At 67.4% G+C, this 12,192-nt stretch carries 12 protein-coding genes; all 12 read left to right on the top strand.

Features of this window, described 5'->3' with window-relative positions; translation table 11 throughout:
* A partial coding sequence (locus tag Q0319_RS13695) for a phage/plasmid primase, P4 family (RefSeq protein WP_299453454.1) occupies positions 1–1,742 on the top strand: 1,742 nt, incomplete at its 5' end.
* Between the two features lie 338 nt (positions 1,743–2,080).
* Positions 2,081–2,959, top strand: coding sequence for a hypothetical protein (locus Q0319_RS13690; protein WP_299453451.1), 879 nt, complete (start codon positions 2,081–2,083; stop codon positions 2,957–2,959).
* Positions 2,960–3,250: 291 nt separating this feature from the next.
* Positions 3,251–3,844: a phage tail protein gene (locus tag Q0319_RS13685; protein ID WP_299453448.1), complete on the top strand. Its 594-nt coding sequence runs from the start codon at positions 3,251–3,253 to the stop codon at positions 3,842–3,844.
* A 111-nt stretch (positions 3,845–3,955) separates the two neighbouring features.
* Complete coding sequence (locus Q0319_RS13680; RefSeq protein ID WP_299453445.1) at positions 3,956–4,564, top strand: hypothetical protein; 609 nt, start codon at positions 3,956–3,958, stop codon at positions 4,562–4,564.
* Positions 4,561–6,609, top strand: coding sequence for a terminase gpA endonuclease subunit (locus Q0319_RS13675; RefSeq protein ID WP_299453442.1), 2,049 nt, complete (start codon positions 4,561–4,563; stop codon positions 6,607–6,609). Before Q0319_RS13680 ends, Q0319_RS13675 begins: the two co-directional genes overlap by 4 nt.
* Positions 6,609–6,806: a hypothetical protein gene (locus Q0319_RS13670; protein WP_299453439.1), complete on the top strand. Its 198-nt coding sequence runs from the start codon at positions 6,609–6,611 to the stop codon at positions 6,804–6,806. The genes Q0319_RS13675 and Q0319_RS13670 overlap by 1 nt, the downstream gene beginning before the upstream one ends.
* Before the next feature lie 3 nt (positions 6,807–6,809).
* Positions 6,810–8,333 carry a phage portal protein gene (locus Q0319_RS13665; RefSeq protein ID WP_183335856.1) on the top strand — a complete coding sequence of 508 codons (1,524 nt, stop codon included), beginning with the start codon at positions 6,810–6,812 and terminating at the stop codon, positions 8,331–8,333.
* Positions 8,284–10,344, top strand: a complete 2,061-nt coding sequence (locus Q0319_RS13660) for a prohead protease/major capsid protein fusion protein (protein WP_299453429.1) — start codon at positions 8,284–8,286, stop codon at positions 10,342–10,344. The genes Q0319_RS13665 and Q0319_RS13660 overlap by 50 nt, the downstream gene beginning before the upstream one ends.
* Before the next feature lie 78 nt (positions 10,345–10,422).
* Positions 10,423–10,758, top strand: coding sequence for a DUF2190 family protein (locus tag Q0319_RS13655; RefSeq protein WP_299453426.1), 336 nt, complete (start codon positions 10,423–10,425; stop codon positions 10,756–10,758).
* Positions 10,759–10,762: 4 nt separating this feature from the next.
* Complete coding sequence (locus tag Q0319_RS13650) at positions 10,763–11,164, top strand: hypothetical protein (protein WP_299453422.1); 402 nt, start codon at positions 10,763–10,765, stop codon at positions 11,162–11,164.
* 18 nt (positions 11,165–11,182) lie between these two features.
* Positions 11,183–11,956 (top strand): hypothetical protein, encoded by a 774-nt coding sequence (locus Q0319_RS13645; RefSeq protein WP_299453420.1) that lies wholly within the window; start codon positions 11,183–11,185, stop codon positions 11,954–11,956.
* Between the two features lie 9 nt (positions 11,957–11,965).
* A complete protein-coding gene (locus Q0319_RS13640) occupies positions 11,966–12,175 on the top strand; it encodes a hypothetical protein (RefSeq protein WP_299453418.1) in 210 nt (69 codons plus the stop codon).
* Positions 12,176–12,192 lie beyond the last annotated feature (17 nt).

Raw genomic sequence — 12,192 nt, 5'->3', positions numbered from 1 at the left:
CCATTGCCGAGATCGTGGAGAACGCCGAGCCGGTGGACATTGCGCCCACCGGCGATGGCGGCGGCCCTCGCACACCCGGCGGCGGGGATCGAGGCGGGGGCGGCGGCGAGCCGCCGGAGCGTGTGCCTGATCCGGTGGACTGGGAGCTGGTGCGCCGCTGTGCCGCCGAGCCGGAGACGGACATTGGCAATGCCCGGCGCTTTCTGCACCGCTACCGAAACGACGTCATCTCCGTGATGCGCATCGGCTTCCACGTTTACGACGGGCGGCGGTGGGCGGAGGACGTGGAGGGAGCGAGCATCCGCCCCCTGGCGCACAGGACGGTGGAGGAGATCCGCCTTGAGGCGACGCTGGTCGAGCCGACCGAGGAGGAGCAGGCGGCCATCGCAGCGGCAGAGGAGGTGATGCCGCGGTATACCAGGCTGAAGAAACTCGGCCGCCAGCGCACACCCGAGGAGGAACTGGAGCTGCTGCGCCTCGGCGAGATCGTGGGGCTCGGCGCCGAGGCGGCCAAGGCGATCTCGGAGCGGCGCGCCAGGCGCGTGCGCTATGCCAAGACCTCGGCCTCGTCCGGAAAGATCGACAACATGCTCAAGGAGGCGGCCGTCTACGTCGCGAAATCCGTCTCCGAACTCGACGCCGACCCTCTCGCCATCAATTGCCACAACGGCACGTTGCGCCTCGTCCGGCAGGGCGAGGGCAAGCAGGCCATCTGGACCGTGCGGCTCGACCCGCACCGGCGGGAAGATCTCATCTCCAAGCTGATCCCGGTGGCCTATGACGACGCGGCGGAGTGCCCGAACTTCCTGCGCTTCATCGAGACGGTGCTGCCGGACGACGAGGTGCGCGCCTTCATGCAGCGCTACCTGGGCTATGCACTGACGGCCCTGACGGGCGAGCAGGTCTTCGTCTTCCTCTACGGGCAGGGGCGCAACGGCAAGTCGACCCTCGTGGACCTCATCTGCCGGCTGCTCGGCGACTATGCTGCATCCGTGCCCTTCGAGACGCTGGCGGGCGAGGACCGCCGCAAGGGGTCCGAGGCGACGCCCGAGCTTGCCCGTTTGCCGGGCACGCGGCTTGTGCGCGCGAGCGAGCCGGAGCAATCGATGCAATTTCGCGAGGCGATGGTGAAATCGCTCACCTCGGGCGAGCCCATCCTGGTGCGCCATCTGCACCGAGACTTCGTGGAGGTGTACCCCACCTTCAAGCTGGTCGTGTCAGGCAATCACAAGCCGACCATCAAGGGCACGGACGACGGCATCTGGCGGCGCGTGCTGCTGGTGCCATTCCTCGTGCAGATTCCCAAGGAGGACATCGACCGCGCGCTGCCGGACAAGCTGTGGGCTGAGCGGGCCGGTATCCTCAACTGGCTCATTGCGGGCGCGCTCTCTTACCTGCAGGAGGGGCTGGGCATCCCGGAGGCCGTGCGGGCGGCCACGGACGAATACCGCGAGGAATCGGACCCGGTGAGCGCCTGGGTGCGCGAGGCCTGCATCGTCACCGGTGAGGACACCGACGTGATGACGCCGGGCGAGGCGCACGCCTCGTTCAAGGTGTTCTGCGAGCGGGCCGGCTTCAATGCCTGGGGACCGACGACATTCAACCGCAACCTGCCGCTCAAGGCCGCGGCATTCGGATTCCGCAAGGCGAAGTCGATGGGCATGAGCCTCTACCGCGGCCTGCGCATCAAGGACGAATACCGGCCGCCCTCGCACACCCATGGCGGGGACAGCGAGGGCTGAGGCGCGCCTTGCCGAGGGAGGCTAGGGAGGCTGGCGGGCGCGCGGCTCGGCTGCCTCCCTCGGGGAGGGCGAGGGAGATCAACGGGTTAGGACGGTAGGGAGGCTAGGGAGGCAATCCGGGCGGACGCGCGTGAGAGGCTGGCGCTCATCAGGGTTATGAGCGGGTTTCGTTCTTACGCATCACGACACTCTTGCCTCCCTACCTTCCCTGAAAGCGAGCCGAAAGGAAAAAAGAGGAAAGAGTGCAGGGGTTTAGGGAAGTAAGAACCTGCGCATGGTGCCTCCCTGCGATCCTCCCTAGCGTCCCTTGCCTCCCTGATGACAAAGGAGCGGCGGCAATGACGGCAAAGCGGGTGATGGATATCGAGGCTGTGCTGCGGTGGGCCTACCGGGACGAGTTGCCGAAGGCCGCGCCGGCGCGGGCCGGGCTTGCGCGAGGGATGAGTGCCGCATGGAGCAGCGTCGAGTCCTTCGTCGAACTGCTCACGGTGATTGACGACAACAGCTTCGGCGTCGTGCCTGATCTCCTCTCCTCCAACGGCCCGCACGCGGACGCCATCGCCATCTTCGAGCGGGTGCGAGCGCTCGATGACCTCGAAATCGAGTTGCCCGACGACTGGAACCCCATGGTGGACCTCGGCGACCTCGGCGACCTCGGCCGGGAGGCGATTGCCCGCGCGATCGACGCCGCGACCATCGTCGACGAGCAAAATCGCCGCCGTCTCCGGCGCACGCCGCGCCGGCTCGTGGAGAAGCACGCCATCCTCGGCGGGTGCCCGGACTGGGAAATGGAGGTGCCGGTCGTTGAGGTGGTGCGCCGCGGGAAGACCGGACAGCCCGCCTGGTTCGTGAAGGAGACGATCTGGGAGGAAGCCTTCGGCGGGCAGCGCGTTGCGCGCGTCGTCGAGGTGGACGGCTTCAGCTACACGCGCCGCCGCCCTCGCCCGGGCGCGTACCAGAAAACCCACCTTGTTCCCGATCCGGTGCCAGGGCTCGTCGAGCGCGCAGAGTATGAGGTGTGGCGGGCGGCGCTCGACCTGCTGACTGAGGAGCTTTCTGGCCAGCTCGAATCGATCGATGTGCGTCCTTCGCCTCGCCCGCACCGCCCGTGGGAGGTGGGGCGCCCCGGCCAGCGTGTCCTTGATAGTCTTCTGAAACCATTGCCGGACAAGGAAATGAGGGCCAAGCGCCCGCGGCGAGCGAAGCAGGGGGCTTGACGCGCGACCTTTGTTTGGCGATAGGTCGGGACAGACGAAAAGGTCTTAAATCGACGAACCCCGCCGGGACACCCGCGCGGGGTTTTTGCGTTGGGGGCCGCCAGCTGAGGAGGCGAGCATGTGCCGATGCGCCGAACGCCGCGCGGCCCTCGGCCGATCCGCCCATGCCCTTGTGCGCGGTGATGGCGGGCGCGCACTCGACGAGCTGCGTTTCGTCGCCCGCAGCGCAGCGCAGGACGCCTCGCAGGCGCTCGCGCAGAAGGTCGCGGCGGCGAGGGCGAGGCTGAGGCGATGAGCGTCACGATCCGTGTGGCCGACACGTTCGACAACCTCGAGCGCGCGTTTCGCGATCTCGTCCCGGCGGAACGCCGCAATGCGGCCTACGCCCGGGCCATCAACAAGGCCATCGCTCAAGCCCGAACGCAGTGGGTGCGCCACATCTCAAAGAGCGCGCAGCTGCCCTATGCCTACGTGCGCCGGGCGACGGCGGTCTTCCACGCGTCCGCCGCACGACCGGTGGCAACGCTGACTGTGTCGGGGCGCTACCTCACGCTGTTCCGCTATGCCGAGGCAGCCGGCGGCAAGCCGTTCCTGCTGCCGAGCGGCGTCGTGGCAGGGCGCTGGGGGCTGCACCGTGGGGCTTTCATCGCTCGGATGCCCAACGGGCACATCAGCATCTTCGCTCGCAGGTCCAAGAAGCGCCTGCCCATCAAGCAGCTCTATGGCCCTTCGGTGCCGCGGCCACTGCTCAACGCCCGGAAGACCGACTTCACGCCCGAGGCCACCAAGGCCATTTCCGACAAGATCAACGAAGTCATCCTGCCGCTGGCTCTGCATGAGATCGGCCGTGAGATCGACCGCGTGAAGGCGCGGCACGGGGTCTGACGGGGAGCTTCGCGGCGTATGTTTCACGGGTCCTTCCCGCCGGGGAGGGCCCCACGGGTGCGCTGCCCGCGAATTTTTGCCAGTAAGGCAGGCCGAAAATCAGGGTTGACGATGTTGACGACGCCGACAACCCCGGTTGACGCCCCGCGTGCCGTCATGTGGACGGTCCGCCAGGTGGCGGATCGGGATGGGGTGTCCAAGCAGGCGGTTTCCAAGAAGGTCAAGGAACTCGTCGAGAAGCATGGCCTCTCGGTGGAGCGTGATGCGCAGGGCCGCGTCGTCGCACTCAACGTCGCGGAGTACGACCACCTTCGGGGGCGCTACGGCGACCCGTCCAAGGCACAGGCGCCGCGACAAGCGGACGTGCCGCAGACGGCGCCCAGCGAGAGCTACGACGAGGCCCTCCGCCAGAAGACCTGGCATGAGGCTGAGCGCCGCCGCCTTGAAGTCGAGGAGCTGAAGGGCAAGCTCGTCCGCGTGGACGAGGTGGAGCATGCGGTCGCCGAGAGCGGCGCTGCCATTGCCCGCATCATTGACCGTCTGCCGGCGGCCGCCGACGACCTTGCCGCAGCTGTCGCGCGCGAGGGGACGCACGGGCTCCGCGTGGCTCTGAAGGGCCTCGCGAACGGCATGCGCGAGAACATCGCGAACGAGCTCGACAAACTGGCGGTGTCCCGGCGGCGCGAAGACGAGACGGAAGCCGAACCGGTCGAGCCATGACAGGACATCCCGATGCTGCGGTGATCGTCGCCGGTGGGTTTTCTCGCGCTATCCGGCCTCCGAAGCCGGTGCCTCTGTCGAAGTGGATGGCCGAGAACATCGTACTGGTCGACGGTCCGCACGCCGGAGAGCTGTGGAGCCTGGCGAACGCGCCCTACCTTCAGGAGATCGCTGACTGTCTGTGTGACGATCATCCCTGCAACCTGGTTACTGTCCGCAAGTCGCAGCAGACGGGTGCGTCGATCCTCGCCCTCGGCTGGTGTCTGTACATCGCCGACCGCGAGCCGGCCAACACACTCTATGTGGCTCCGGGCATCGACATGCTGCGCGACCTCAACTCCGCAAAGCTGCAGCCGCTCATTCGAGCCTGGCACAAGCACATCAAGCGGACTGTGATCGCGGAGCAAACCTCGCGCTCCGGTGCGGGGTCGACGACCTACGAGAAGGTATTCCCTGGCGGCCGCTTGTGGCTCGGCAATGCCAACTCCGTCATGGATCTGTCGTCCAAGACCGCGAAGAAGGGCATCAAGGACGAGCTGTCCAAATGGCAGGACATCCCCGGCTTCGGTGACCCGGAGACGCTGTTCGAGGGGCGTTTCACGGCATTTCGGCGCCTCAAGAGCTACAAGATCCTCGAAATCTCGACTCCGGAAATCGACACCGGAGACGAGCTGGGCGAGGCTGCGGGGCACTGCCGCATCGACCGCTCGTTCAAGCGGTCTGACCAGCGTTTCTACTTCCTGCCGTGCCCGGAGTGCGGAGCGTTCTTCACGCACAATCCGGACCGCTTCCAGGTGGATGAGGCGCGCCCGCATCGCTCGGTCTACCTGTGCGACCACTGCGGTCATGGGATCACCGAAACCGAGCGAGTGGCGGCGCTCAAGTCCGGCCTGTGCCATTGGCGGCCGACGGCCCCGGGGCCGGACCGGCACCCCGGCTTTCACATCGATGCCTTCATCTCGCTGATGATGAGCTACGAGGCGATTGCCGAGGACAAGATCAAGGCCGAGAAGCGCGGCGAGAAGGGGCGCAAAGACTTCACGAACCTGACCCTCGGCAGGCCGTTCCGCTTCCGGGGGGACGCGCCCGACTACGAGAAGCTCATGGCCCGCCGCGACCCAGAGGTGCGGCGCGGTCGCGTGCCTGCCGGTGGGCTGCTGCTCGTCGCGGCAGCCGACGTGCAGATGCGCGGCATCTGGCTAGAGATCATCGCCGTCGGCGCGGACCGGCAGACGTGGACCGTCGATGTCGACTATCTCGACGGCGACACGTCACACCCGATGGGCGAGGCGTTCCAGAGACTGCGCGCGGCGACGATCGACCGGACCTTCCGGGATGCGTGGGATCGGCCGAGGCGCCTCGATGCGCTTGCTGTCGACGCCGGCTATCGCTCGCACGTGGTCTATGCCTGGGTGCGCAACAACCAGCGCCTGCACCCGGACACCGGCCGCGATCTCATCCTCGCGGTCGATGGCCGCGATGGCTGGGGGCACCCGGCCATCGGCACACCGAAGCTCGTGGACATCGACCTCGATGGGCACAGGGTCAAGCAGGGCGCCAAGCTATGGCCGGTGGGGACGTGGCCCCTAAAGGGCTCGTTCTACGCTGACCTGCAGCTACAAGGCGTCATGTCGGGCCAGCCGGCCAACCCGCCGGGCTACTGCCACTTCGGAGCGTGGCTGGACGAGGCGTATTTCAAACAGCTGACGGACGAGCGACTGGAGGACGTGATCGTGCGCGGCCGGGTTGCCGGCCGGCGGTGGGTCGACACGGGCAACAACCACCTGCTCGACTGCCGCGTCTACAACATGGCGCTGGCCGAATATCTCGGCCTATCCACCATGACGCCGCAGGACTGGGCGGCCCTGGCACGGGCTCGCGGTCTTCCCGACGAACTCTCCAAATTCGACCTCTTCACACCGCGGTCGGCCTCGGCTGAGCCCGCGGAGGTGGTGCAGCCTCCTGAAACCGCCACGCCGGGTGTGCCCTCCGAGCCCGAGGGGGACGGCTGGATCAAGCCTAACAAGGACTGGATGAAACGCTGATGGCCTGGACTGAAGCGGATCGCAATGCCCTGCGCGAGGCCATTGTCCTCGGCGCGTCGAAAGTCCGGTACGCCGACGGCCGAGAGGTCACCTACCGGTCGCTCGAAGAGATGCGCTCGATCCTCCGGCAGATCGAGGACGAGCTTGCCGGACGCCGCGACGAGCGGACCTCCGTCGTCGCTCATCTGAGGTGGTAGGCTGTGAACATCATCGACCGGACCATCTCATTCTTCGCGCCTGAGGCAGGATTGCGCCGGGAGTTTGCGCGCAAGGTGCTCAGCGAGGTGCGCGTCTATGACGGCGCGCACATGGGCAGGCGCACCGAGAACTGGCGCGCTACGAACGCGTCGGCGAATGCGGCCATCAAGGGCAGCCTGCCGCGTCTGCGCGCGCGTTCGCGCGACGTGATGCGCAACACGTGGTGGGGACCGCGGATCCGCGAGGTGGTCGACAGCTATGCCGTCGGCTACGGGATCGTGCCGCGGTTCAAGACGGGGAACGCGTCTCTTGACCAGCGGGCGGCCAGGCTCTGGCGGGAATGGGGCAAGAGCTGCGATTTCGAGCAGCAGCTCGACATCAACGGCCTCATCTCCCTCGCGGTCGGGACCATCGTCGAGGCTGGCGAGGTTCTCATCCGCAAGGTGCCGGTGAGCCCTGCCGCAGGGCGCAAGGTGCCTCTCGAAATCCAGCTGCTCGAGCCCGATCACCTCGACGGCGCCCGCGATCAGCTGCGCGTGACGACTGATGGCATCATCGATCAGGGCATCGAATACCAGCGGGACGGTAAGCGCGTGGCCTACTGGCTGCTGCCCGAGCATCCAGGTGCCGCCGGCGGTCTGCATCGGCCGTCCGTGCGGGTGCCAGCCAGGGATATCCTGCACGTCTACCGCAAACTGAGGATCGGGCAGGGGCGCGGCGTGCCGTGGGTGGCACCCGTGCTGCTCAAAGGGCGCGATGTCGCCGATCTCGAGGAGGCAATCACCGTCAAGGCGCGCGTCGAGGCTTGCCTGTCGGTCTTCGTCAAGACGACCGATCCCGTGCGATCCATTGGTTCCTCGGTCCGTCACGAACCGGGCGGTCGCGGCGGGTCGCGACGGATTGAAACGCTCTCGCCGGGAACGGTGAACTATCTCGACCAGGGCGAGGAGATCGGCGTCGTGTCTCCCTCGTCGTCGCTGGCCTTCGATTCCGTGCTCATCAACACCTGGATGACGCTCGCCGCCGGGGCGGGCCTCACCTACGACCAGATGACCGGCGACCTCCGGCAGGCAAACTATTCGTCGCTCAAGGCGGGGGACCGGGGCTTCAAGCGGTTCATCGAGAAGTTCCAGCACCTGACACTGGTGCCCATGCTTCTCGATCCTCTCGCCGAGGCCTTTGCCGAGGCGGCCATGGACGCGGGGGCGCTGCCCCGTCGGGTCGGAGGTTATCCCGTCGAGTGGATCATGCCCGGCTGGGAGCCGATCGACCCGCTCAAGGACATGCAGGCGGACATTCTCGCTGTCCGCTCGGGGAGGATGACGTGGCCTCAGTTCGTGGCCGCGTGGGGGTTCGATCCGGACCAGCAGCTCGACGAGGTCGCTTCCTGGCAGCGGTCTCTGGACGAGAAAAAGGTCGTGCTCGACACCGACCCACGACGAGGCGCGCACGGCGTCAAGGGGGCCCCGTCCAGTGATGACCCATCTGCGAAGGATGAAGCCGATGCGGCAGAGCAATCTGGTTGAGATGCCGGCCACCCTGCCGATGCAGGTCCGGGTCGCGCCGGTGTCCTCGGCAGACGCCGAGGCGCGCACCGTAGAAGTCGTGTTCACCACGGGCGCGGCCGTCCGGCGCAGGCGGTGGACAGGCTGGGATACCTCGGTGCCGTTCGATGAAATTCTTGTCGTCAGCCGCGATGCGGTGGACCTGTCCCGGCTGAACGCGGGCGGTCCTGCGCTCGACAGCCATTCGATGTGGAGCACCTTCGCGCAGGTCGGCGTGGTCGATCGCGCCTGGATTGAGGGTGGGCAAGGGCGCGCCACCATCCGCTTCCCGTCGAAGGGCGTCGATGAGCGCGCAGACCGGATGTTCGCGATGGTCTCCGAAGGGATCATCCGCAACGTGTCGGTCGGTTACTCGGTGGACAAGGTCCGCGTCATCCCGCCCGAGAAGGTCGGCGATGTCGAGAAGCGCATCGTGGAGCGCTGGACGCCCCACGAAATCTCCTTCGTCACAGTACCGGCGGACGCCGGGGCGCAGGTTCGGTCCCAGAGTACCGCCGTTTTCCCTGTCGAATTCATCACCCGGGCCGAGCCCGTCATTCAGGAGGAGCCTGCGATGCCTGAGCGCGTCGATTCCACGGCGGGCAGCGAGCCCGCTCCCATCGCTGAGCGTACCGCGCCGTCGCCGGTGGCGACGGAGGATGCGGAGAAGCGTGCCGCTGCTGCGATCGAGGCTGAGCGCAAGCGCAGCGCGGAGATCACGGCTCTTGCGCAGCGCCACGACATGCCGGCGGATTTTGCGAGCCGGCACATCGCCGAGGGCACGCCGCTCGACCGGGTTCGCGAGCTGGTGCTCGAGGAGGTCGCCCAGCGCGCCGAGAAGACGCGGATTTCGCCGCGCACGCAGGTCGTCACCGACGAGGGCGATACCCTGCGCCGCGCCATCGAGGCGGCCGTGGCGCTGCGTGCGAACCCCCAAGCGATCGTGACGAACGACGAAGCGTCGCGAACGCTGGTCGCGGCCGCGCGCGAATGGCGCGGTATGTCGCTGCTCGAGATGGGGCGCGCTTTCGTTGAGGACACGCATGGTGTCCGCCTGCGCGGTCTCTCGAAGCGTGAGCTCGCTGGAGTCCTGCTTGGGCTGACGCGAGCCGCAGGCATGATGTCGACCTCCGACTTCCCGAACCTGCTCGCGAACGTCGCGTCAAAGCGGCTGCGCGACGCCTACCGTGCGGCGCCGCAAACGTGGCGGCCTCTCTGCAGGCAGTCCAATGCGCCCGACTTCAAGGAGCGGGCCATCGTCCAGCTCGCCGGCATGCCGGAGTTCCAGAGGGTCCGCGAGGGCGGCGAGTACACCTACGCCTCCCTGTCGGAGTCGGTGGAGCGGTACTCGATCGCGACCTATGGCCGGATCATCGCGATCACGCGCCAGACGCTCATCAATGACGATCTCGGTGCGTTCGACCGTCTGCCGAGCCTGTTCGGTCGCGCTGCCGCGGAGCTCGAGAATGACCTCGTGTGGGACATTCTCATGAGCAATCCGCAGATGAGCGACGGAAAGGCCCTCTTCCACACGGACCACAACAACCTCGCCTCCTCGGGCGGCGCGCCATCTGAGGCCACGGTGGAGGCTGCCGAGATCGCGATCGGTGAGCAGAAGGATGCTGCCGGCAAACCGATGAACCTGCGGCCCCGGTTCCTGATCGTGCCGCCGAAGTACAAGGTGGCGGCGCAGAAGCTGCTCGCGTCAGTGACGGCGACCAAGACTGGCGACGTCAACGTCTACCAGAATGCGATGGACCTCATCATCGAGCAGCGCCTGAAGCCCGCCAGCGGCACCGTGCCGTGGTTCATGGCGGTCGACCCTGCACAGTGGGATACGATCGAATACGCCTATCTCGAGGGCGAGGAGGGGCTCTACACCGAGGAGCGCATGGGATTCGAGGTGGATGGCATCGAAATCAAGGGCCGCCTCGACTTCGGTGCGAAAGCCATCGACTACCGCGGCTTCTACAAGAACCCGGGCGTTTCCTGATCGCGGAACACGCCCCGCTGCTGAGACATCCGACGAAAGGCCACCTCCGGGTGGCCTTCGTCGTTATGGAGAACGGCCATGAAGAACTTCGTCCAAGTCGGCGATACGCTGACGTTCACCGCGCCCGCCGGCGGCGTCGTGTCTGGCGGCGCCTATCTCATCGGTGCCCTGCTCGTCGTCGCCGTTGCGTCCGCCGACGCCGGCGAGCCCTTCGAGGGCAAGGTCTCCGGTGTGTTCACGCTGCCCAAGGCTACGGGATCCGCCTGGACCGAAGGTGCTAAGCTCTACTGGAACGACACCAGCAGGTACGTGACCGTCACGGCGACGGACAACACGTTCATCGGGTACGCAGCCGCGGCGGCAGCTAGCGCCGCGACCGTCGGCAACGTGCTGCTGCGCCAGGCGGGCGTCTAGCGCCATGGCCTCGCTCTATGCGCGGCTCGACGCTGCAGCAGAGCGGGTGCAGCAGCGCGTTTTCGGCGAGCGGTGGCGCCTCATGCCGATGCGGCGCGCCGGCGTCAACAGCGCGCCCGGGCCTGACCCGGAGCGGCCGGAGCGAGAGGTGGTGGGCATCTTTCGCGATGCCCTGACCACGCTCTCTGTGCCCGATGCCTACGACCAGCGCACCGACAAGCGGCCCGGCATTGTGACAGGCGACCCCATTGTCGAGATCGACCCGCGCAACCAGGCGGGGCCGGCACTCGACGTGCGCGAGGGCGATGTGCTCGTGCGCCTCTCCGATGGTGTCACGTGGCGCATCGCCAATGCGCCTCCTGATGCCATGGGGCGGATACACTGCCGCGTCCTGCGGACCACGTGAACGCGGCGAGGGGGACCAATGAGCCTTCATCGTCTCGCCCTGCGGCTCGCCGCCGTGGAGGCGCTCTGCCCCGCCGCCTACGAGGCGACCGGTCCCTACCCGACGCTGGCGGGCTCCCTCGTCTACGACAGTCGGCAGGTGCCCATCGACCAGCTCGCGCCAGACAAGCCGCGCCCGGTGCTCCTCGTCTACACAGAGGAGGACAAGGGCACGCCGTGGGGGAGCGGTCGGCACAGGCCGGACGAGGTCCTGGTCACGCTTGTCGTCGAGGCACTGATCGCCGCTCGCGGTACGGTCCTCATCGACCTGCCGGACGGCAGTACAGACACGGTCGGGGTTGCTGACGTCGGCCCGACCGATCCGGAGCACGAGGCGCTGCTCGACGTGCTCGAGGCGCAGGTGCGATATATCCTGGACGCCCGACAGCCGGCCCCGTCGGCGGCACTTTATCGGCGCATCGCTAGGGAAGTGCGGTCCGTCGAATCGGTGCCGCTGCGCGATGCGGAGAAGACGACGCGGCTCGCCTTCCGAACCATCTCGTTCTCGGTGCAGGTCAAAACCACGGAATGGCCGGCACCGGGGCAGCCTGCCGGATTGCCCGAGCCGCTGCGCACCGTTGCCGAGGCGCTGCCCGAGGGCAGCTATGGCCGCAGGATCTGCGACCGCGTCGCCGGACTGGTGCCGACGCCGCCCGGCCTCGTGCCGCTCGAGGCCGTCGACATCTTCGCGGGCATCGGCCGCATGCCGACCGCGGAGGATTATGACCTTCGCGCCGTGCCTGGCGCAACGTGAGGACGACCAATGGCCCGCCGCATCTTTGCGCGTCTCGCCGACCCGGCGAGCAAGCTCCCCATGCCCGACCGCGACTTTCGCCTGTTCCCGGCGGAGGGGACGACGGTCGATGCCGACGACCCCTTCTGGATGGCGTGCCTCGCCGACGGATCGATCGTCGAGGCGGGTCTGCCGGACGAGGGCGCCGAGAAGGCGCCAGCCTCCAAGACGAAACGCTGAGGAGCTGAGGAACTGCC

It is taken from the genome of uncultured Pigmentiphaga sp. (assembly GCF_937950555.1).
GTDB lineage: Bacteria > Pseudomonadota > Gammaproteobacteria > Burkholderiales > Burkholderiaceae_B > Pigmentiphaga.
Note: the sequence above shows the minus strand (reverse complement) of the source record. Positions and strands in the feature narration are given on the sequence as shown.